This is a genomic window from Caulobacter mirabilis, from assembly GCF_002749615.1.
In the GTDB taxonomy this organism is placed as follows: Bacteria; Pseudomonadota; Alphaproteobacteria; order Caulobacterales; family Caulobacteraceae; genus Caulobacter; species Caulobacter mirabilis.
The window spans coordinates 3,055,608-3,074,945 of the sequence record NZ_CP024201.1 but is presented as its reverse complement, the minus strand read 5'-3'; the positions used below and the strand labels follow the sequence as shown (position 1 = coordinate 3,074,945).

Here is a 19,338-nt window from a genome sequence, read left to right as displayed (position 1 = left end):
ATCGTTATCTGATCGGCGATCACCATACGCCCCGCGAAGGGGCTGGCTAGACGAAAAAACGGGCGCCGTAGGGGCAGGTCTTGACTCTTTTTCGCGACGGATGTTCTAGTTTTGTTCCGATCATGAAATCCGTCGTTCAACCCATGCTTCCCCTAGATCCCGATCCGATGTTGCCGCGCGTGCGCCTCGCCCTGCGGGGGCGTTATGGCGCAATCGGCGCGGGCCGGCGCCTGCCGCCCGTCGACCAGTTGGTGCGGTCGGAGATCGGCGGCCGGACGCTGGACGCGGTCTCCTGGCCGGCGTTCGAGGCCTTGAAGGCGCGCTATCCGAACTGGCGTCGACTGGCCGTCGCCGATCCGGCCGAGGTCGAGGCCGTCATCGCCCCGGTCACCTGGGCCGAGGCCAAGGCGCGCTGGCTGGTGACGGCGCTGCGGACGCTGATCGAATGGCGCGGAGCGCCGACGCTGGACTTCCTGGAGCCGTTGCCGCTGGAGACGGCGTTCCGCAAGCTCAAGAACCTGACCGGCGTGGGGTCGAAAGTGGCCTCCTCGGTGCTGAACTTCAGCACCTTCGCCCGGCCGATCCTGGTGGTCGACACCCATCTGGCGCGGGTCGGCTATCGCCTGGGCCTGGCCTCGTCGGGCAAGGACCTGGACCGTGCGCACCGCGAGCTGATGCGATTGACCGAGGCGGCCTGGGACGCCGAGGACCTCTACGAACTGCACCGGCTGGTGAAGATGTTCGGCCAGGAGGTCTGCACCCATGACCAGCCCGCCTGCCATGTCTGTCCGTTCGCGGGGGAGTGCCCGTCGGCGCGAGTGGTGCACTAGGGGGGATCGACATTCAGCCTGGGCGTAGGCGTTTCCATCCGAAGGTCCTCGCGAAGGCGGGGACCCAAGCTGGTTTGCAGATCTGGCTTGGTCGATGAAGCCGCATAGTCGGCTTGGGTCCCCGCCTTCGCGAGGGCAGGCGGTGGCGAGGGCGTATTCAGTGCAAAAGTAACCGGCCCTAGAGGGGGCATCTTCTGGTGAGCGGTCTCAGTCGCTTGGCGCCCGCATAATTCTGTCATCCCCGCGAAGGCGGGGCCCAGGTTTGTTTCTTGTTCGGGCTTTTGAGGGGGCGAAGGCGTCCCCGAGTGCTCCGGGTCCGCGTGGGCGTCCCTTCATTCTCCGTCATCCTCGTGCTCGTCACGGGGACCCATGCGCGGCGGGGGGCGCCGTCAGGCTTCCGCCGGGGACATGCACCGCGCAGCGGTGCGTGTCCCTGTGCTTGTGGTTCGAGACGCACGGTGGCGGCCGACTGTTCCCCGGTGTCCGGGGAGCTGGCGTTCATGAAGGCCGCCTGCTGCAAGAGGGGCGGGGGCGCCCTCCAGGGCCAGGATCAACGCTGGGGCGCGGGTAGGCGGGGCCTACTCACGCCCCCGTCTCCCGCCCCCGCCGGAACATGCTAGGGGGAGAGCCCGACCCCTCCTGCCGCGAGCGCGCCGCCGTGAACTACCGCCATGCCTTCCACGCCGGGAACTTCGCCGACCTGGTCAAGCACGCGACCCTGACGCTGCTGCTGGACCGGCTGCGCGCCGACGCCGCGCCGCTGACCGTCGTCGACACTCACGCCGGGGCCGGCGGCTACGACCTGGACGGCGAGATGTCCCGCCGCACCGGCGAGGCGGCGCAGGGGATCTTCCGGCTGATGGAGGCCCAGGGCGCGCCGGCCGAGTTCGACGCCCTGAAGGCGGCGGTCCGAGCGGGCAATCCGAAGGGCGGCGTGCGCTTCTATCCCGGTTCGCCCAGCCTGATCGCCGGCGGCCTGCGCCGCGGCGACCGCTATGTCGCCTGCGAACTGCGCGACGACGACCACGCCCTGCTGGCCCAGACCCTGGCGCGGCATCCGGGCGCCAAGGCCGTGCAGGACGACGGCTTCGGCGTCGCCGGGCGTGAAGCCGGCAAGGGCGGGCGACTGTTCGTGCTGATCGATCCGCCGTTCGAACGCGCCGACGACTACGAGCGCATCGCCGAGGCCATGGGGACCGTCCTGGGGCTCGACCCGGACGCCTGTGTCGCCGTCTGGCTGCCGCTCAAGGACCTGGAGACCTTCGACGCCTTCCTGCGCCGGGTCGAGCCGGCGGCGCCCGAGCTGCTGATCGCCGAGGCGCGACTGAAGCCCCTGAGCGATCCGATGAAGATGAATGGCTGCGCCATGGTCATCGCCGGGGGGCCGGCTGGCCTCGAAGGCCCGCTGGAAGCCATCTGCGGCTGGGTGGCGGGGCGACTGGGCGAGACGGGCGGCCGGGCGGAGGTGTGGTCGACGGCGTCGTGAATCTTTCGCGCGTGCGAAGGTGAAACCGTGTTATGCTGCGCCGCACAATATCGCGCTGAACCGGGAGCCTTCCATGTCCAAGCTTTCCCAAGACGCCGAACACGCCCTGAAGCTGCCGGTCGGCGTCGTCTCGCCGCTGTGGCTGGTCTTCGCCGGGGCCGCCGTGACCGGCGCCGCCTTCTACTGGGCTAACGCCTGGCTCAAGCCGACCAATCTGGAAGCCGAGGCGGGCGCCGCCGCTGCGACGCCGGCCCCGCTCGAGGCCGCGCCGGAGCCTGAACCTGAGGCCGCGCCGATCGTCGAGCCGGAAGCCGTCGTCGAAGTCGTCGCCGAGCCGGCGGCCGAAGCCGTCGCTGAGCCGGCGGCGGAAGTCGTCGAAGCCGTCGAACCGGCCGCCGAAGAGACGCCGCAAGTCGTCGAGGCCGCTGCTCCGGCGGTCGACCTGCCCGTCGACGACCTGACCCGTCTGACCGGCGTCGGGCCCAAGCTGGCCGCCTCGCTGGCCGAGCGCGGGGTCACCCGCTTCGCCGACATCGCCGCCTGGACCGCCGACGACATCGTCCAGATCGACAGGGACCTGAAGCTTCTGGGCCGCATCGACCGCGAAGCCTGGGTCGCCCAGGCGCGCCGGCTGGCCGACGCGGCGGCGAACTAGGGGCCGCCGCCGCCGTTCGGCGATCGTCCTTGCGCCCGCGTGAGAGAGACGCCTTCTCCGCCGGAGGCCGTCGCGCTCGGGTCTTTTGGTTCGGGCGCCTTGGGGGTTTGGGCTTGCGGCGTCATGACCGGGGGAGGCGGTGCGGGCGCCGCTGAAACCGACGCCTTCCCCGACTGGTCCGGAGGTTGGCGAGGACAGCTGATCCTGAAGCTCTCCTTGCCGGCTTTCGACAGGGTGCAGGTCGCCTGATCCGCGGCCTTGCCGAGATTGGAGCGCCAATCCGCGGCGACGATCAGCACGAGAACCACCCAGAGGCCGCAGAGGATGATGCAGATGCCGCGCGAGGCCCAGCGCCCCCAACCCGAGTATGTCTTGGGCGAGAAGGGCTGGGGAAACGGACCTGTCTGCAGATCGCAGTCGTCGACCTTGGTTCCCGGGGCGCAGAACGCCCGCACCCAGTGCGCCTTCAAGCGGGTGGATTGATTCTGCGCCGCCACGACGCTGAACAAGACCGCCAAACACACCAGGATGCCGGCGCCGCCGAGGACGAGCTGGACCGCCGAGCCGGCCCGTCCGTCCAGGCTGGATCCGGCGAAGACGTAGATCGCCACCAGCATCCCCTGGAAGGTGAAATTCCAGGTCATTCGCTGTGAAACGAGGTTCTGTTCACGCCAGATCTGTTCGGAGATCGCCGTATGCATGGCCATGCGATCCTCGAACCGCAGCCCCGTTCTCAGAAGCTCCTTCGTGCTGGCATGACATTCCGTCATTGGAAGCTCCCCCGAGCGCCTCAACCCAGCGGCGCAATCTGGCCCTTCACGGTCTATCCGTCTATCTAGCCCTATGCGGTTCGAGCTGATCGTTTTCGATTTTGATGGCGTGATCGCCGACAGCGAGCGCCTGGCTTGCGGCGTCGCCGCCGTCCTGGCGACCGAACTCGGCGCGCCGACGACGGAGGACGAGGGGCTGGAGCTGTTCATGGGCCGCCGCGCGGGCGACGTTCAGGCGCTCGTCGAGGCCCGGAGCGGGCGCGCCTGCCCCGGCTTCATTCCCGAGCTTCAGCGCCGCACGCTCGCCGCCTTCTCGAACGAGCTTCAGGAGGTGACGGGAGCGACACGCTTCGTCCGAGCCCTGGCGGGCCGAAGGAAGTGCATCGCCTCCTCAAGCGCCCAGGTTCGCCTGCGGGCCGCTCTCGACAGGCTTGGCTTGGCGAAGGACTTCGCGGGGGCGGTCTTCAGCGCCGACGAGGTCGAGCGCGGCAAGCCCTATCCGGATCTGTTCCTGTACGCCGCCAATCGCATGAGCGTCGCGCCGGAACGTTGCGTCGTCATCGAGGACAGCGTGAGCGGCGTTCGGGCGGCGGTCGAGGCGCGGATGGCGGTGATCGGCCTGCTGGCCGGTTCGCATGTCGACGAGGGGCACGCCGCGCGGCTCGAGGCCGCGGGGGCGACCGCGATCGCGCGCCGGTTCGAGGACGTCGCCGATTGGATCGCCGAGCGCGAGCGGTAGCGCGAAGCCTCCCCAGTTCCCTACAGTCCGAACGCCTTCAACAGCCGGTCCGCCGCCGTCGAGGCGGGAACCCGTCCCGCCCGCACCTGGCGCTCCATCTCGGCGGAGATCGCGGCCACGTCCGGAGCCTCGCGGAAGGCCTCGTCCAGCCGGTCGCGGACCATGGCCCACATCCAGCGGGCGTTCTGGGCGGCGCGGCGGGCGGCGCGATCGCCGTTGGCGGTCATGATCTCGCGGTGCCGCTCGATCTGGGCCCAGAGCCGGTCCAGGCCTTCGTTGTTCAGGCCCGAGGCGGTCAGGACCGGCGGGGTCCAGTCGGGCGAGGCCGGGGTGAGAATGTGCAGGGCGGCGCGATATTCGCGGGCCGAACGCTCCGCCCGGGGCGGATCGCTGTCGGCCTTGTTGATCACGATCATGTCGGCGATCTCGATCAGGCCCTTCTTGATGCCCTGCAGTTCGTCGCCGCCGCCGGGGATCAGGAGGGCCAGGAACAGGTCGACCATGTCGGCCACCACCGTCTCCGACTGACCGACGCCGACGGTCTCGACGATGATCACGTCGAATCCGGCCGCCTCGCACAGCAGCATGGCCTCGCGGGTCTTGCGGGCGACGCCGCCCAGCGTGCCGCCGGACGGGGAGGGGCGGATGTAGGCGTTGGGGTCGGTCGCCAGCCGCTCCATCCGGGTCTTGTCGCCGAGGATCGAGCCGCCGGTTCGGCTGGACGAGGGATCGACCGCCAGCACCGCGACCCGGTGGCCGGCGGTGGTCAGGTTCACGCCCAGGGCCTCGATGGTCGTCGATTTCCCCGCGCCGGGCACGCCGGTGATCCCCAGCCGCTGGGCCTGGCCGGTGTAGGGCATGACCCGCTCCAGCAGGGCGCGGGCGACCCCCTGGTGATCCGAACGCCGGCTCTCGACCAGGGTGATGGCGCGGGCCAAGGCGGCGCGGTCGCCGGCCCGCAGGCGGCGTTCCAGGTCGTCGATGTCGGGAATCCGGCTCACCGGATCGGTCTAGATCACCACCGCGGTTCCCGAAACCGAAACCATCAGCATCTGGGCCTGCGGACCGACCGTGTTGTAGTCCAGGTCCACGGCGATGATGGCGTTGGCGCCGAGCTTCTCGGCCTCCTTGACCAGGTTCTTCATCGCGTCCTCGCGGGCTCGGGCCAGCACCCGCTCGTAGGAGCGGGAGTGGCCGCCGATGAAGTCGCGGATGGCGCCCAGGAGGTCGATGACCACGTTGGCGCCCAGGATCGACTGGGCGTAGATCGCGCCCTTGTAGGCGCGGACCGGCTGGCCTTCGATGAACGGCGTGGTGGTGATCAGCATCGCGGCCCCCGGGGCGATCGGTCCGGTGAGTATTAACCTTGAACCTGCCGTCGGGCGAGCCTTCTCCTGACGCGCGACCCCAATGCCTGAAAGGACTGCATGGGGCGCGAAAAAGCGATCGCCGGTCTTTGAGGATGTCAAAGGTTAATGCAAGAGTGCGCGCCGGCGGGGGCGCGGGGCTCCCCGGGGGCGCCTTTCGATGGTCATCGCGCGATCGCATCTCGATCTGCACAACATCCGCAGCAGCATCGAGCGAACCAAGAAGATGTCCGACGGGGTCGTGAAGATCGGTCCGTTCGGGATCGGCCTGGATGGTCTGCTCGGCTTCGTGCCCTGGGCGGGCGCGCTGTACAGTGGCGGGGCCGGCCTGGTGCTGGTGATCGACGGCGTGCGGGCCCGCGCCGCGCCGATGGTGCTGGCCGAGATGAGCCTGATCCTGGCCGTCGACACCCTGACCCCGTTCATTCCCAAGGCCGGCGGTTTCATCGACGCCCTGTTCACTGGACACAAATGGGCGGCCGACCTGCTGCTGCGGCACATGGACGAAACCATCTATTTCGAGGGCAGTCGCGAGCAGGCCATGAACTCGGCCGAGTATCGCGACCTGATGGCCCGGGTGCGGGCCGGCAAGGAGCAGCGCCGGGTGGTTTTCCTGGGACGCAGCCCCAAGACGGCGACGGTCTAGCGGGAACTCGGCGACGACTGGAAGGTTGGAAGGGCGATGAGCAGGGAACGCGCCCACAGCGCCTGGCGATCGGCGGAGACGGTCAAGAAGCTGTCGGACCGGGTGATCGGCTTCGGCCCGGTCGGGGTCGGCATGGACGGCCTGCTGACCTGGATTCCCGGGGCGGGGATCATCTACAGCGCCGGGGCGTCGATCTTCCTGCTCTACAGCGCTGTGCGGGCTGGAGCCTCCATGGGCACCCTGGCCAAGATGGCCGGCTACCTGGGCCTGGACGTGCTGCTGTCGGACTTCCCGCTTCCGGGGGTGTCGGAGTTGTTCGACGTGTTCTGGCAGGGCCACCTGCTGGCGGCCAAGGCCATGCAGCGGGACATCGAGGCGCGGCATGGCGTTCCTGAGGGCGCGGTCTCGATCCTCAACCCGCCCAAGCCGCGGCGGACCGGCGTCGGCTGGCTGGCGCTGCTGGTGGTCATCGGCCTGGTCGCGGCGATCTGGGCCTCCGATTTCGGCGAGCGGATGCACCTGGGCTGGATCGAAGCCTTCAGCACCGCCACCCTGCCGGTGGGCGGGGCCTCGATCGCCCTGTACCTGATCCTCATCGCCGGCCTGGTCCTGCTGTTCGCGCTGAGCCAATGGCGGCGGCATCTGCAGCGGCGGCCGGTCTAGGCGGGGGGCGATCCGAGGTCGGCCTATCCTTGCGGTCTGAGCATCGGGTCATAGGCGGGGTCGAAGCAACGCATCGGCGCCGCCAAGCGGGGGCGTCGGAAATCCGCCGCTATGCTGGCGACATTCGTCAGCTCCCAGTCGGCGTCGCGCCGGCGCCAAAGATCAAACCAAACTGCCTGGTCCCAACGATCGTTGTATCGAGAGCACTGGGTTCTCCCGACCAGGGCGTAGCGGTCCCCCGGAAGGAAGCTCACCCGGGAGTACTGGAGCCGCAGTTCCTGTGTGGGCGGTCCTTCGTTGTAGGTGATGACCTTGGGGATCCCCATGGCGTCGAAGACCGCGCCGCAGTCGATGGACGGCAGGTCCCGCTTCGGCGTCAGGCGCTGGATCAGCCATGAGCGCGGGGTGTTGGGCAGGCCGGCGCCCGGAAGCCTGGAGAGGTCGGGGCGCGGCGCGCCGCCGGTCCGGTCTTCGGCGCGCCAGAACGTGGAGGGCGCCGGGCCATGGGCCTCCGCTCGCACCATGCGCCGCCTCTCCAGGGCCGCAATGAAGCGACACTCCCTGGCGACGTGGGTGGCTGTGTCGGGCGGGTCATGGAAGACGACGGCGATCGTCGAGACGCCGGCCAGGATGATCGCCGCCACGCCGGCGAGAATGACAAGGCGTCGCACGATGACCCCTGAAGCTACTACCCGGCCGCATCGCAGCACGCCTTGGCGGTGAAGATCAGCCGTCGGCTGTAGCGCTCTGCCGGACCGCCGGTCCGGGCCAGCCTATCCGCCCGGGCCAGGCCTTGGCTCATAGGCCGGGTCGAAGCAGCGCATCGGCGTTTCGAAGCGGGGCCGGATGAACACGGCGTTCACGCGATGGACATTCACCGGTTCCCAGCCGCCGCCGCGTCGACGCCATAGATCAAACCAGACCGTCTGGTCCCAGCGACCGCCAACCCGATAGCACTCAATCCTCCGAACCAGCGCGTAGCGATCCCCGGGAAGGAAGCTCACGCGGGAGTACTGGAGGCGTCGCTCTCTTCCGATCGGCCCTTCCTCGTAGCGGATAAGCGTCGGGATCCGCATGACGTCGAAGACTGCGCCGCAGTCGATGGACGGCAGGGCGCGCTTCGGCGTCAACCACTGGATCAGCCTGGAGCCCAGGGACTTGGGCAGGTCGGCGCCGGGGGACGCGGCGAGGTCGGGCCGCGGCGGGCCGCCGGTCCGGCCTTCGGCGCGCCAGAACGCGTCGATCCCCGTCTCGTTGGTTTCCCATCGCACCATGCGCTGGGTCTCCACGGCGGCCAGGAAGCGACACTCCCGGGCGACGTGAGAGGCCGTGTCCGGCTTGTCGCGAGCGATCGCGACGGCGGTCAAGGCGCCGACCAGAACGACCGCCGCTGCGCAGGCCAGAATGACAAGGCGTCGCACCGTAGCCCCCGAACTGCATTCGCCGCATCGGGGCACGCATCGGCGCCGGAGGTCAACCGTCGGCTGTGCGGCGCTGGGCGAGGAGCCGCCGGCCGGGTAGCATTCGGCCTCACGTCTCGGGGAGATCGACGATCATGGCCGACGATGACCGCTATGTGAGGCCGCCCAGCGCGGAGTCCGAGGGCCGCGCGCCGGGGCGAGGACGGCTTGCGGGGCGCAGGATCCTGGTGGTCGGCGGCGGGCAGCAGGTCCTGGACCCGGCGACCGATCCGGTCGGCAACGGCCGGGCCATGTCGATCCTGTTCGCCCGGGAAGGAGCCCGGATCACGGTCGCCGACCGCAACCGCGAGGCCGCCCGCGCCACCGCCGACCACATCGAGGCGGAGGGCGGCTCGGCCCTGTTGCTGGAGGCCGACATCGGCCGCGAGGACGATGTCGTGCGGATGGTCGAGGAGGCGGTCGGGGGCCTGGGCGGGCTGGACGGCCTGGTGCTGAACGTCGGGATCGGCGTGGGCGGCCTGGGCCTGGCCGGCGTCACGCCGAGGGATTGGGACCAGGTGCTGGGCGTCAATCTGCGTGGACCGATGCTGTGCTGTCGCGAGGCTCTGCCGCGGATGGCCGACGGCGGCTCGATCGTCTTCATCAGCTCCATCGCCGGCCTGGTCGCCGGCTCCCGCCTGCCGGCCTACGACAGCTCCAAGGCGGCGCTGGGCGGGCTGATGCGGCATGTGGCGCTGGAGGGGAGCCGCAAGGGCGTGCGGGCCAACATCGTCGCGCCCGGACTGGTCGATACGCCGCTCGGCCGTCGCGCCACGCAGGGACGACCCAGCCGGGCGAGGGCGCCTGTGCCCTTCGGCCGCCAGGCCACGGCCTGGGAGATCGCCTACGCCGCCCTGTTCTTCATCAGCGACGAGAGCGTCTATGTGACCGGCCAGACCCTGGCCGTGGACTCGGGGCTGACCGGGATCAGCTAGGGCGGAAGGGCGGGCAGCTGCGCGGCTGTCCCCTGACACGGCCTCGGGGACACGCACCTTCGGAGCATGTCCCCGCCGCCCGTGTTCATGGGTGGTCGGAACGGCTCCGACCATGAGGGAGAGCGTGGGATCAGCGCGCCAGGCGCGTCTTCACGTCCGTCAGGATGCGGCCGAGCAGGTTCGAGCCCTTCCACGCCGCGGGCGACTGCGCCGCCGGATCGTCCGCCGACAGGCCGACGCCCCAGATCCAGTCGCGCGGATTGGCCTCGACGAGCATGGCGTCGCCCGTCGCCAGCAACTGCCGGAGCGCGCCGTCGTTCTGGCCGAACTTGGCCAGGCTGCCGCGATGGACGATGTCGACCTTCCAGCGGTCCCAGGTCGCCTGGTCGAATCCGGCGACCTGCTGTCCATGTCGCTTCTGCTCGCCGGGGTCAGGGGCGCCGAGGATGGCCTCGGCGCGGGCGATGTCGTCGAACAGCCTGGCCTTGGCGAACATCATCCACTGCTCGGCCGTCACGAAACGACGCCCCTCGAGGTCGAAGGGCGTCGCGTGCCATTGGCTGAACACCCCCTTGATGAAGGGGTGGAAGCGCGTGAAGCCGGACGGCGACGGCAAATCCTCCTCGCTGACCTCCGGCGCGCCGTCCATCACGCCGCCTGGTCGTAGCCGAGCTGCTTGTTCAGCTTCTCCAGCAGGTCGATGGCCGCCTCGGCGATCACCGTGCCCGGGGGAAGATGGCGGTCACGCCGGCGTCGAGCAGGGCCTGGAAGTCCTGCGGCGGGATCACGCCGCCGATCACCGTCATGATGTCGGGGCGGCCCTGCTTGGCCAGCTCCGCCTTCAGCTCGGGGGCCAGGGTCAGGTGGCCGGCGGCGAGCGAACTGGCGCCGACGACGTGGACGTCGTTCTCCACCGCCTGGCGGGCGGCCTCGGCCGGGGTCTGGAACAGCGGGCCAATGTCGACGTCGAAGCCCAGGTCGGCGAAGGCCGTGGCGATCACCTTCTGGCCGCGGTCGTGGCCGTCCTGGCCCATCTTGGCGATCAGGATGCGCGGCCGGCGGCCGTCGGCCTGTTCGAAGGCCTCGACCATGGCCTTGGCCCGGGCGACCGTCGCGTTCGAGCCGGCTTCGGACACATAGACCCCCTGGATCGATTTGATCTCCGCCCGGTGCCGGCCGAAGACCTTCTCCAGAGCATAGCTGATCTCGCCGACCGTGGCCTTGGCGCGAGCGGCGTCCACGGCCAGGGCCAATAGATTGCCGTCGGCGCGGGCGCCGGATTCGAGCGCGGCGAGGGCGGCCTGCGTCTCAGCTTCGTTCCGTTCGGTCTTGAGTCGCTTGAGCTTTTCCAGCTGGGCGTTGCGGACGGCGGTGTTGTCGACCTTGAGCACCGGGATGTCGTCGGCGACCTCCGGACGGTAGCGGTTCACCCCGACCAGGCTCTGCTTGCCGGAGTCAATGCGCGCCTGGGTGCGGGCGGCCGACTCCTCGATGCGCAGCTTGGGCACGCCCTGGTCGATGGCCTTGGCCATGCCGCCCAGCGCCTCGACCTCCTCGATGTGCGCCATGGCCTTGGCGGCCAGGTCGTGGGTCAGGCGCTCGACGTAGTAGCTGCCGCCCCAGGGGTCGGCGACGCGGGTGGTGCCGCTTTCCATCTGCAGGAACAGCTGGGTGTTGCGGCTGATCCGGGCCGAGAAGTCGGTCGGCAGGGCCAGGGCCTCGTCCAGGCTGTTGGTGTGCAGGCTCTGGGTCTGGCCGTTGACGGCGGCCATGGCCTCGACGCAGGTGCGGGCGACGTTGTTGAACACGTCCTGGGCGGCCAGCGACCAGCCGCTGGTCTGGCTGTGCGTCCGCAGGCTGAGCGAGCGGTCGTCCTTGGGGTCGAACTCGCGTTTCATCAGGCGGGCCCAGAGCAGGCGCGCGGCCCGCATCTTGGCCACTTCCATGAAGTAGTTCATGCCGATCGCCCAGAAGAACGACAGGCGCGGCGCGAACTTGTCGATGCTCATCCCGGCGGCGACGCCGGCGCGGGCGTACTCGATGCCGTCGGCCAGGGTGTAGGCCAGCTCGAGGTCGGCCGACGCGCCGGCCTCCTGCATGTGGTAGCCGCTGATCGAGATCGAGTTGAACTTCGGCATGTTGGCCGAAGTGTATGAAAAGATGTCGGAAATGATCCGCATCGAGGGCGCGGGCGGATAGATGTAGGTGTTCCGCACCATGAACTCTTTGAGGATGTCGTTCTGGATCGTGCCGCTGAGTTTGTCCGGGCTGACGCCCTGTTCCTCGGCGGCGACGATGTAGAGGGCCAGGATCGGCAGCACCGCGCCGTTCATGGTCATCGACACGCTCATCTTGTCGAGCGGGATGCCGTCGAACAGGGTCCGCATGTCCAGGATGCTGTCGATGGCCACGCCGGCCATGCCGACGTCGCCGGTGACGCGCTCGTGGTCGCTGTCGTAGCCGCGGTGGGTGGCCAAGTCGAAGGCCACCGACAGGCCCATCTGACCGGCGGCCAGGTTGCGACGGTAGAAGGCGTTGGAGTCCTCGGCCGTCGAGAAGCCCGCGTACTGACGCACCGTCCAGGGGTTGGTCACGTACATGGTGGGGTAGGGGCCGCGGCCGAACGGGGCGAGGCCGGGATAGCCGTCCAGGAAGTCGAGGCCGGCCACGTCCTCGGGGCCGTAGGCGCCGGCGACGGCCACGCCTTCCGGCGTGTTCCAGGCGTCGGCCCCCTTGGGCGTGGCGCCCGGGGCCTCGGCGGAGAAGGCGATCTCGGTGAAGTTCGGGAAGTTCGACATGGATCAGGCCTCCTCGAACGCGGCGGCGAAGCGCATCGGCGCCAGGGCCGGGCAGGCGGAGTCGGGTCCGGGCAGGCGGACGTCGGGGCCGGCGACCGCGAAGGCGGCGGGATCGACCTGGGCGACCTCCGGCCGCTTGTCGTCGGCGTTCGGGAAGACGGTGACGCCGAGGATCTTGCGGGACTTGTCGGCATAGGCGGCGGCCTGGGCCTCGCGGGTGGCGTTCACCGCGCTCGCGACCAGGCCGGTCTCGAGCGCCTTGACGATCCCGCCGGCGCCTTCGATGGCCTGGAAGCCGCCCCAGGCGGCCTGGGCCAGCTGGTCGGTCAGGGTGTCGATGTACCAGGCGCCGCCGGCCGGGTCGGCGACACGGCCCAGGTGGCTCTCCTCCATGAGGATCAGCTGGGTGTTGCGGGCCTGGCGGCGGGCGAAGGCGGTCGGCAGGCCGATCGCATCGGTGAAGGTCCCCAGGACCACCGCGTCCGCCCCGCCGACGGCGGCGGCGAAGCCGGCGCTGGTCAGGCGCAGCAGGTTGGTCCAGGCGTCGGCCTTGGCCAGCATGCGCTGCGAGGAGCGGGCCTCGATCTTGGCCGGGACGTTGACGCCGCAGGCCGACGTGGTCCGGGCCCAGATCTCACGGGCGGCGCGGATCTTGGCGACGCCGGTGAAGTACTCGGCATCGACGGTCACGCCGACGACGATGCGGGAGAAGGCTTCCTCCATCGGCAGGCCGGTGCGGACCAGGGCCTTGGCGTAGGCCAGGGCGCTGGCGGCCATCACCGCCAGTTCCTCGGTGTTGCTGCCGCCGGCCTCATGGGCGGCGCGGCCGGTCGCCAGGAACAGGCTGGCCTTGGCGTAGGTCTGGGCCAGGCGGGCGCCGACGGTGGCGGCCGAGACGATGTGGCTCTCGATCGGGCCCGGGCTGGCGCCGGTCCGGGCGAAGGCTGTCAGCGGGTCCATGTGGAAGGCGAGGGGGGCGTTCGGCGCCGCCTTGGCCAGCGCGCCGAGCCAGTCGGCGGCCTTGGGGCCCAGGTAGCCGGCGTCCAGCGCCACCGGGGCGAGGTCCAGCAGCACGCCGTCCAGCACCTTGGCCAGGTCGTCGGCCGAGCCGATCGCGACGCCGTCCCGGCCGGTCGGATCGATCGCGACCAGCAGCGAGGCGGCGCCGTTCTCGAGGTCCTTGAGACCTTCGGCGCCGGCTTGTCTCGGATCGGGATGGGCGAGCGCCATCCGCAGATCCCAGGGGCGGTCGGCGTCGCGGGCGCGCAGGTCGCGGACGACCGTCGGCGCGCTGTCGGAGGTGTAGAGCGGCTGGATGGCGATGCCGTCCGGCGTCTGGCGGACCAGGGCCTCCTCGAAGCTCTGGTCCTTGAGCGTCTTCTCGACGAGCTTCAGCCAGGCCTCGCGGGCGGGCGGCGCGAAATCGTCGGCCAGCGTGAGGGTCGTCCCGGACAAGCCTCGCATCTCCCTAGTGCAACGCAGCAATTCGACCGGGTGATGCGCCCCCGGCCGGAGGGCGTCAAGCGTGCCCGTAGGGCATGTGACGTCGCGTCAGCGCATGGTTTGAGGGCTTGCCAAGCCCGAACAGTCGTTTTATTTACGATGTACATTATTAGACGGAGATCGACGTCCCATGGCCCTGCCGCCGATTCTGCGCGACCGCCTTCGCCTGCCGGTGATCGCCTCGCCGCTGTTCATCATCTCGGGTCCCGATCTCGTGATCGCCCAGTGCAAGGCCGGGATCGTCGGCTCGTTCCCGTCGCTGAACGCCCGGCCGATCAGCCAGCTTGACGAATGGCTGGCCCGGATCACCGAGGAGCTGGCCGCCTGGGACCGCGCCCATCCGGACATGCCCTCGGCGCCGTTCGCCGTGAACCAGATCGTGCACAAGACCAACAACCGCCTCGAAGAGGACCTCGAGCTGTGCGCCAAGTACAAGGCGCCGATCGTCATCACCTCGCTGGGCGCCCGTGAAGAGCTGAACCAGGCCGTTCACGGCTGGGGCGGCATCACCCTGCACGACGTGATCAACGACCGCCACGCCCACAAGGCCATCGAGAAGGGGGCCGATGGCCTGATCCCGGTCGCCGCCGGCGCGGGCGGACACGCCGGCGCGCTGTCGCCTTTCGCCCTGGTCCAGGAAATCCGCCAGTGGTTCGATGGCCCAGTGGCGCTGTCGGGCTCGATCGCCAGCGGCCGTTCGATCCTGGCCGCCCAGGCCATGGGCGCGGACCTAGCCTACATCGGCTCGGCCTTCATTGCGACGCAGGAGGCCAACGCGGTCCAGGGCTACAAGGACATGATCGTCGAAAGCGGCGGCGAGGACATCGTCTACTCCAACCTGTTCACCGGCGTACACGGCAACTATCTGCGGCCGTCGATCGTCGCGGCGGGCATGGACCCCGACAACCTGCCGGTCAGCGATCCGTCGAAGATGAACTTCGGCTCGGGCGGCAACCAGGAAGCCAAGGCCTGGAAGGACATCTGGGGCTGCGGCCAGGGCATCGGCGCTATCGACGCGGTCCTGAGCGCGGGCGACCTGGTCGCCAAGCTGTCGGCGGAGTACGAGGCCGCCAAGACCGAGCTGGCCGCCAAGACCGCCCTGACCAGCGGATCGCCCCTGGCCATCGCCGCGGAGTAACCGCCGCCGGTCCACGGCCTATCGCCGCCGGAGTCGAGCCTTTCCAGGGGCTTGGCTCCGGCGGTTTGCGTTTGGGCCGCCCCCTTCCAGGGGAAGCGATCCTGTCGGCGGACAACGACAGGAGCCTAGACCCATGTCCGACGACGCCACGCCCAGGCTGGGACTGCCCTATGTGGCGGCCGGCCAGGCCCAGAAACATGTCACCGTCAACGAGGCGATGGCCCGGTTGGACGGCCTGGTCCAGACCGTCGTGACCAGCCGCTCGATCGCCGCCCAGCCCGCCGATCCCGAGGACGGCGCGCTCTACATCCTGCCCGAGGGGGCGAGCGGCGAGGCCTGGAGCGGCTTCGCGGCCGGAACCCTCGTCCGGTTCGAGGCCGGCGGCTGGGCGGCCTTCCTGGTCCGCGCGGGGCATCTGGCCTGGGTGCTGGATGAGCGCCGGATGGCGGTCCTGAGCGACGGCTGGAAGCCGCTGGTCGCGTCGACCGTGGCCGAAGCGGCGAACGGGGCCAGAAGCCGCTTCTCCATCTTGGAAGAGGACGTCGCCCTCTCCGGCGCCAGCGCCGCCTCGACCCTCGCCATCCCCGCCCGGGCGATCGTGCTCGGCGTCGGCAGCCGCACCCTGGCGGCGGTCACCGGCGCGTCCGCCTACGACTGCGGCGTCGCCGGCGAGGCGGCCAAGTTCGGCGGCTCGCTGGGCGTCGCGACGGGGTCGACCAACATGGGCGTCATCGGCCCGACCGCCGTCTATGCGAACACCCCGGTCGTCCTCACCGCGATCGGCGCGCCCTTCACCGGCGGCGTCGTCCGCCTGTCCGTCCACCTGCTGCAGCTCGACCTGCCGGAAGCCTGAGGAGACCCGTCATGGAACTGATCACGCTGGCCGGCGGCGGTCTGACCGGCGGCGCGCTCGGCGCGGCGTTCGGCGCCCTGGGCTCGATCCTCAACCGGGGTCTGGCGATCTTCGAGGCGCGCGAGAAGCGCAAGGACCGGCAGCTGGAGCTGACCCACGAAAAGGAGCGCTGGGACCACGATCTGCGCATGGCCGCCGAGGCGCGGACCGGGCAGGCGGAGGCTTCGCGCCAGGCCTTGGCCAAGACCGAGGCCGACGGACGCTGGACCGGCCTCGCCGAATCCCTGCGGGCCGAGGCGGCGCTGGCCCAGAGTTGGCCCTGGGTCGCGGCGGTGCGGGCCCTGACCCGGCCGGCGCTGACTCTGCTGCTGTGGCTGCTGTTCGCGCTGCTGTTCCTGTCGGCCCTGGCCGGCGGCCTGCGCGAGGATGCGGCGGCCGGCGTGGTCTCGACGGCGGTGGAGACCATCGCCTTCTCGGCCTCGACGGCCCTGGCCTGGTGGTTCGGCGACCGCGCCCCGCGGCGAGAGGGCTGAGGCGCTTCATTCCCTGTCATCCCGGAAGCCTCGGAGAGGCTATCCGGGACCCAGGATGGTGCTCTGGCTAGGTCTGGGTCCCGGCTCTGCGCTGCGCTGCGGCCGGGATGACCGAATTGAGTGACCGCGCGCCCTATCCCTAGAACAGCTCCGGCCGGCGGCGGCGCAGGGTCTCGACGAGGATCCGCGTCTTGGCGTCGGTCGGGACCTCGCCGTCGATCACGGCGGCCAGGTCGCCGAGCGGGACCTCGTGGACGACGATGTGTTCGTTCTCGTGCTCGACCCCGCCGCCGAGGCCGGTCCGCTGGCGGTCGGCGTAGGGGGCGAGGAATAGCGTCACCTGTTCGGTGGTCGTGCCCGGCGACATCCAGGTCGCGCCCGCCGGCTCCAGGGTCTCGACTTCCAGGCCCGCTTCCTCGACCAGCTCGCGACGCGCGCAATCGGCCGCGTTCTCGCCGGGTTCGATGATGCCGGCCGGGGCCTCGAGCACGGCGGTTCCCCCGGCGTAGAGCATCGCCGCGCGGGGCAGGGACACCAGCAGCGCCTTCCGGGTCTCCGGATTGTAGGGCAGCACCGCCACCGCCCGGCCGTGATCCTCGACGTAGCGCTCGTAGGTCGAACCGTCGGGGGCGGTCAGGGTCACCAGATGCAGGTCCAGCCATCCGGAGTGCACGGTGCGGACCGGCATGTCGGCCGGCGGAAGGCCGCCGTCCTTGCGGGGCTTGGACATCGAGAACTCCTGCGGACGAAGGCCGGCCGCTTCCTAGCCCGGTTCGCCGGCGGACGGAACGCGGAACCACCCCGCTCGCGCCTCCGTTGAGTTTGCGGAAGGTCGGCGCTCCGCCGGCCCGGCACAGGAGCGCACGCCTTGACCATCTCCCTCGCGAGCGAACGCAAACTGCTGGCCCACGACGAGTTCGAGCTGATCCGAACGACCCATCATCCGGACATCCAGAGCCTGGACCTCGACGCGCTCCGCAAGGCGCGCGGCGACATCCGGGGACAGCTGGAGAGGGTGCGGACGATCTCGCGCCACAAGCGCCGCGAGGTCCGGGGGAAGGGCGAGGCGAGGGCGTCCGGGGCCTCCGGCAACGCCGAGCATGCCCAGGAACGCAAGCAGGTCTTCGCCCAGGCGCTGCGGCGGACCAACCGCCAGATCGCGCGGAAGGAAGCCGAGGAGGCTCGCGCCCGCACGGCCGACGGCGTCCGTCGCGCCTTGAACGCCAAGCGCGCCAACGCGGCCGTCCGTCATCCGGGGCCGGGCCGTACGGCCAACGCGGGCGCCGTCGACAAGCCGAGCAGGGCGGCCAGGACCAAGGTTCCACCCGCCAAGGTCGGCAGCGTCTCCCAGGCCAACAAGAAGGCCCAGGCGAAGAAGGACGGCTGAGGCCGGTCCTGGTCCGCTATTCCGCGCCGCCGCCGGTCGCCGGCTTGCGGTAGTCCAGCGCCGGCGGGCGGTCGCCCAGCATGGCCTTGTAGGCGAAGTCGGGGCCGCGCCGCTCCAGCAGCTCGGCCTTGGCCTTGGCGATCAGCTCGGGGTCGGTGAACAGGTCCGCGCCGGTCAGGGCCAGGGTCTTGGCGGCGTTGACCGCGCCCTTCTCGCCGATCGACATGCCGGCGGCGGCGACGTTCTGCCAGCTGTGGCCGGCCGAGCCCGGCACGAAGGTGGCCGTGCCCAGCCCGACGGTCGGGGTGACCCAGCTGATGTCGGCCACGTCGGTCGAGCCGCCGCCGCCTTCCAGCTCCAGCTTGTAGGGCCGCACGGTCTTCACCGAGTCGATCGACGGGGCGCCCGGCAGGGACTCCTGCATCTTTTTGGCGAAGGCGATCTCTTCCGGCGTCCAGTCGATCCCGCCGACCCGGCGCAGGTTGGCGTCCATCGCCCGGCCCAGCGTGTCGTTCGGCAGCATGGCGTAGACGCCGCCGGTGATCTCGGACGAGACGGTGGTCTCGGTGGCCATGGCGGCGCCCTGGGCGGCCTTCTCCAGCCGCGCCCAGACGCTCTTCACCACCTCCGGGTTGGGATGGCGGACGTAGTAGTAGACCTCGGCGAAGTTGGGCACGACGTTGGGGGCGGATCCGCCGTTGGTGATCACATAGTGGATGCGGGTCTTGTCCGGCACATGCTCGCGCATGAAGTTGGCGGCCACGTCCATCAGCTCCACGCCGTCCAGCGCTGAGCGGCCCTTGTCCGGCGCGCCCGAGGCGTGGGCCGAGATCCCGCTGAAGCGGAACTTGCCGCTGATGTTGGCCATCGACACGCCCTGCGAGGCGCTGTTCGCGCCGGACGGATGCCAGTGCAGAGTGACGTCGACGTCTTTGAACAGGCCGCCGCGGACCATATAGACCTTGCCCGAGCCGCCTTCCTCGGCCGGCGTGCCGTAGACGCGCAGCTCGCCCTTGATGTCGTTGGCGACCATCCACTGCTTCAGGGCGACCGCGGCGCCGACCGAGGCCGCGCCGAACAGGTTGTGGCCGCAGCCGTGGCCGGCGTGCTGGCCGGCGATGGCGGTCTTCACCGGATCGGCGGTCTGGGCCAGGCCGGGCAGGGCGTCGAACTCGGCCAGGATGGCGATGACCGGGCCGTCGCCGTTCTTGTAGCTGGCGACGAACGCGGTCGGCATGCCGGCCACGCCAGCGTCGACCTTGAAGCCGGCGGCCTTCAGCTGGCCCTGGAGCAGGGCGGTGCTCTTGGTCTCCTGGTAGCCGACCTCGGCGAAGCCCCAGATCTTGCGGGCGGCGTCCTTGATCTTCGGCGCGTCGGCGTCGACGGCCTTCAGGATCTGGGCGCGGTCGGCGTCGGTCACCGGCGCGGCGAAGGCGCTGGCGACGGCGCCGAAGGCGAGCACGGTCGAGAACAGGGCGAGCCTGAAAGGCGAAGGCGTCATCGAAGCGGGTCCCCCACTGGAAGCGGCATGGCCGAAACGCGGCCGAGGCTAGTTAGCCAGAAGGGACGGCGCCA

Annotated in this window: 20 protein-coding genes and 1 pseudogene; 11 read left to right on the top strand and 10 right to left on the bottom strand. The window is 70.2% G+C overall.

Annotated features, from left to right (window positions below; translation table 11 throughout):
- Positions 1 to 167: 167 nt before the first annotated feature.
- From CSW64_RS14705 to CSW64_RS14695, 3 genes are all read left to right on the top strand, one after another.
- Entirely contained in the window at positions 168 to 830 is a 663-nt protein-coding gene (locus CSW64_RS14705) for an endonuclease III domain-containing protein (protein ID WP_150131425.1), read from the top strand.
- A gap of 658 nt (positions 831 to 1,488) precedes the next feature.
- On the top strand, positions 1,489 to 2,316 hold the full coding sequence (gene rlmJ, locus CSW64_RS14700; RefSeq protein ID WP_099622809.1) for a 23S rRNA (adenine(2030)-N(6))-methyltransferase RlmJ: 828 nt from the start codon (positions 1,489 to 1,491) through the stop codon (positions 2,314 to 2,316).
- 73 nt (positions 2,317 to 2,389) lie between these two features.
- The gene (locus CSW64_RS14695) at positions 2,390 to 2,971 is read left to right on the top strand and encodes a helix-hairpin-helix domain-containing protein (protein ID WP_099622808.1); all 582 of its coding nucleotides are present in this window, start codon (positions 2,390 to 2,392) and stop codon (positions 2,969 to 2,971) included.
- Here CSW64_RS14695 and CSW64_RS14690 read toward each other — a convergent pair.
- Positions 2,968 to 3,741 carry a hypothetical protein gene (locus CSW64_RS14690; RefSeq protein WP_099622807.1) on the bottom strand — a complete coding sequence of 258 codons (774 nt, stop codon included), beginning with the start codon at positions 3,739 to 3,741 and terminating at the stop codon, positions 2,968 to 2,970. The genes CSW64_RS14695 and CSW64_RS14690 overlap by 4 nt on opposite strands.
- Before the next feature lie 73 nt (positions 3,742 to 3,814).
- On the opposite strand from CSW64_RS14690, the gene CSW64_RS14685 reads away from it, so the two are divergent.
- Positions 3,815 to 4,480: an HAD family hydrolase gene (locus CSW64_RS14685; protein ID WP_099622806.1), complete on the top strand. Its 666-nt coding sequence runs from the start codon at positions 3,815 to 3,817 to the stop codon at positions 4,478 to 4,480.
- A 20-nt stretch (positions 4,481 to 4,500) separates the two neighbouring features.
- On the opposite strand, the gene meaB is transcribed toward CSW64_RS14685, so the two are convergent.
- Positions 4,501 to 5,481, bottom strand: a complete 981-nt coding sequence (gene meaB, locus CSW64_RS14680; protein WP_172448580.1) for a methylmalonyl Co-A mutase-associated GTPase MeaB — start codon at positions 5,479 to 5,481, stop codon at positions 4,501 to 4,503.
- A gap of 9 nt (positions 5,482 to 5,490) precedes the next feature.
- Positions 5,491 to 5,808 (bottom strand): heavy metal-binding domain-containing protein, encoded by a 318-nt coding sequence (locus CSW64_RS14675; RefSeq protein WP_099622805.1) that lies wholly within the window; start codon positions 5,806 to 5,808, stop codon positions 5,491 to 5,493.
- Between the two features lie 199 nt (positions 5,809 to 6,007).
- On the opposite strand from CSW64_RS14675, the gene CSW64_RS14670 reads away from it, so the two are divergent.
- Positions 6,008 to 6,493, top strand: coding sequence for a DUF4112 domain-containing protein (locus CSW64_RS14670; RefSeq protein ID WP_099622804.1), 486 nt, complete (start codon positions 6,008 to 6,010; stop codon positions 6,491 to 6,493).
- Between the two features lie 36 nt (positions 6,494 to 6,529).
- Positions 6,530 to 7,156, top strand: coding sequence for a DUF4112 domain-containing protein (locus CSW64_RS14665; protein ID WP_099622803.1), 627 nt, complete (start codon positions 6,530 to 6,532; stop codon positions 7,154 to 7,156).
- A 23-nt stretch (positions 7,157 to 7,179) separates the two neighbouring features.
- On the opposite strand, the gene CSW64_RS14660 is transcribed toward CSW64_RS14665, so the two are convergent.
- Positions 7,180 to 7,827, bottom strand: a complete 648-nt coding sequence (locus CSW64_RS14660; RefSeq protein WP_150131424.1) for a hypothetical protein — start codon at positions 7,825 to 7,827, stop codon at positions 7,180 to 7,182.
- Between the two features lie 102 nt (positions 7,828 to 7,929).
- On the bottom strand, positions 7,930 to 8,577 hold the full coding sequence (locus CSW64_RS14655; protein ID WP_099622801.1) for a hypothetical protein: 648 nt from the start codon (positions 8,575 to 8,577) through the stop codon (positions 7,930 to 7,932).
- A gap of 134 nt (positions 8,578 to 8,711) precedes the next feature.
- Between CSW64_RS14655 and CSW64_RS14650 the strand changes: the two genes are divergently transcribed.
- Positions 8,712 to 9,551 (top strand): SDR family NAD(P)-dependent oxidoreductase, encoded by an 840-nt coding sequence (locus tag CSW64_RS14650; protein WP_099622800.1) that lies wholly within the window; start codon positions 8,712 to 8,714, stop codon positions 9,549 to 9,551.
- A 130-nt stretch (positions 9,552 to 9,681) separates the two neighbouring features.
- On the opposite strand, the gene CSW64_RS14645 is transcribed toward CSW64_RS14650, so the two are convergent.
- The 3 genes and pseudogenes from CSW64_RS14645 to CSW64_RS14635 form a co-directional block, all read right to left on the bottom strand.
- Positions 9,682 to 10,200 carry a riboflavin biosynthesis intermediates N-glycosidase gene (locus CSW64_RS14645; RefSeq protein WP_099624268.1) on the bottom strand — a complete coding sequence of 173 codons (519 nt, stop codon included), beginning with the start codon at positions 10,198 to 10,200 and terminating at the stop codon, positions 9,682 to 9,684.
- Positions 10,200 to 12,349, bottom strand: a pseudogene (gene scpA / locus CSW64_RS14640) (methylmalonyl-CoA mutase). The gene CSW64_RS14645 and the pseudogene scpA overlap by 1 nt, the downstream one beginning before the upstream one ends.
- A 3-nt stretch (positions 12,350 to 12,352) precedes the next feature.
- The gene (locus CSW64_RS14635; protein WP_245863714.1) at positions 12,353 to 13,804 is read right to left on the bottom strand and encodes a methylmalonyl-CoA mutase family protein; all 1,452 of its coding nucleotides are present in this window, start codon (positions 13,802 to 13,804) and stop codon (positions 12,353 to 12,355) included.
- A 178-nt stretch (positions 13,805 to 13,982) separates the two neighbouring features.
- Here CSW64_RS14635 and CSW64_RS14630 point away from each other — a divergent pair, with 178 nt between their 5' ends.
- The 3 genes from CSW64_RS14630 to CSW64_RS14620 all read left to right on the top strand — a co-directional run bounded on the left by CSW64_RS14630 (position 13,983) and on the right by CSW64_RS14620 (position 16,376).
- Positions 13,983 to 14,990, top strand: a complete 1,008-nt coding sequence (locus tag CSW64_RS14630) for an NAD(P)H-dependent flavin oxidoreductase (protein WP_099622798.1) — start codon at positions 13,983 to 13,985, stop codon at positions 14,988 to 14,990.
- A 133-nt stretch (positions 14,991 to 15,123) separates the two neighbouring features.
- Positions 15,124 to 15,843 (top strand): DUF2793 domain-containing protein, encoded by a 720-nt coding sequence (locus CSW64_RS14625; protein ID WP_099622797.1) that lies wholly within the window; start codon positions 15,124 to 15,126, stop codon positions 15,841 to 15,843.
- Positions 15,844 to 15,854: 11 nt separating this feature from the next.
- Complete coding sequence (locus CSW64_RS14620) at positions 15,855 to 16,376, top strand: hypothetical protein (RefSeq protein WP_099622796.1); 522 nt, start codon at positions 15,855 to 15,857, stop codon at positions 16,374 to 16,376.
- Positions 16,377 to 16,515: 139 nt separating this feature from the next.
- Here the strand turns inward: CSW64_RS14620 and CSW64_RS14615 are convergent, their stop codons facing one another.
- Positions 16,516 to 17,106 (bottom strand): NUDIX domain-containing protein, encoded by a 591-nt coding sequence (locus tag CSW64_RS14615; RefSeq protein WP_245863713.1) that lies wholly within the window; start codon positions 17,104 to 17,106, stop codon positions 16,516 to 16,518.
- 138 nt (positions 17,107 to 17,244) lie between these two features.
- Here CSW64_RS14615 and CSW64_RS14610 point away from each other — a divergent pair, with 138 nt between their 5' ends.
- Positions 17,245 to 17,763, top strand: a complete 519-nt coding sequence (locus CSW64_RS14610; protein ID WP_099622795.1) for a hypothetical protein — start codon at positions 17,245 to 17,247, stop codon at positions 17,761 to 17,763.
- Positions 17,764 to 17,779: 16 nt separating this feature from the next.
- On the opposite strand, the gene CSW64_RS14605 is transcribed toward CSW64_RS14610, so the two are convergent.
- Complete coding sequence (locus CSW64_RS14605; RefSeq protein WP_099622794.1) at positions 17,780 to 19,264, bottom strand: amidohydrolase; 1,485 nt, start codon at positions 19,262 to 19,264, stop codon at positions 17,780 to 17,782.
- Positions 19,265 to 19,338: the final 74 nt, after the last annotated feature.

Coding starts and splice junctions, on each gene's coding strand:
- CSW64_RS14695 (WP_099622808.1), top strand. CDS start 2,390: ATGTCCAAGCTTTCCCAAGACGCCGAACACGCCCTGAAGCTGCCGGTC.
- CSW64_RS14650 (WP_099622800.1), top strand. CDS start 8,712: ATGGCCGACGATGACCGCTATGTGAGGCCGCCCAGCGCGGAGTCCGAG.
- CSW64_RS14645 (WP_099624268.1), bottom strand. CDS start 10,200: ATGGACGGCGCGCCGGAGGTCAGCGAGGAGGATTTGCCGTCGCCGTCC.
- CSW64_RS14665 (WP_099622803.1), top strand. CDS start 6,530: ATGAGCAGGGAACGCGCCCACAGCGCCTGGCGATCGGCGGAGACGGTC.
- CSW64_RS14625 (WP_099622797.1), top strand. CDS start 15,124: ATGTCCGACGACGCCACGCCCAGGCTGGGACTGCCCTATGTGGCGGCC.
- CSW64_RS14620 (WP_099622796.1), top strand. CDS start 15,855: ATGGAACTGATCACGCTGGCCGGCGGCGGTCTGACCGGCGGCGCGCTC.
- CSW64_RS14690 (WP_099622807.1), bottom strand. CDS start 3,741: ATGACGGAATGTCATGCCAGCACGAAGGAGCTTCTGAGAACGGGGCTG.
- CSW64_RS14615 (WP_245863713.1), bottom strand. CDS start 17,106: ATGTCCAAGCCCCGCAAGGACGGCGGCCTTCCGCCGGCCGACATGCCG.
- CSW64_RS14670 (WP_099622804.1), top strand. CDS start 6,008: ATGGTCATCGCGCGATCGCATCTCGATCTGCACAACATCCGCAGCAGC.
- CSW64_RS14685 (WP_099622806.1), top strand. CDS start 3,815: ATGCGGTTCGAGCTGATCGTTTTCGATTTTGATGGCGTGATCGCCGAC.
- CSW64_RS14605 (WP_099622794.1), bottom strand. CDS start 19,264: ATGACGCCTTCGCCTTTCAGGCTCGCCCTGTTCTCGACCGTGCTCGCC.
- CSW64_RS14675 (WP_099622805.1), bottom strand. CDS start 5,808: ATGCTGATCACCACCACGCCGTTCATCGAAGGCCAGCCGGTCCGCGCC.
- CSW64_RS14630 (WP_099622798.1), top strand. CDS start 13,983: ATGGCCCTGCCGCCGATTCTGCGCGACCGCCTTCGCCTGCCGGTGATC.
- CSW64_RS14705 (WP_150131425.1), top strand. CDS start 168: ATGTTGCCGCGCGTGCGCCTCGCCCTGCGGGGGCGTTATGGCGCAATC.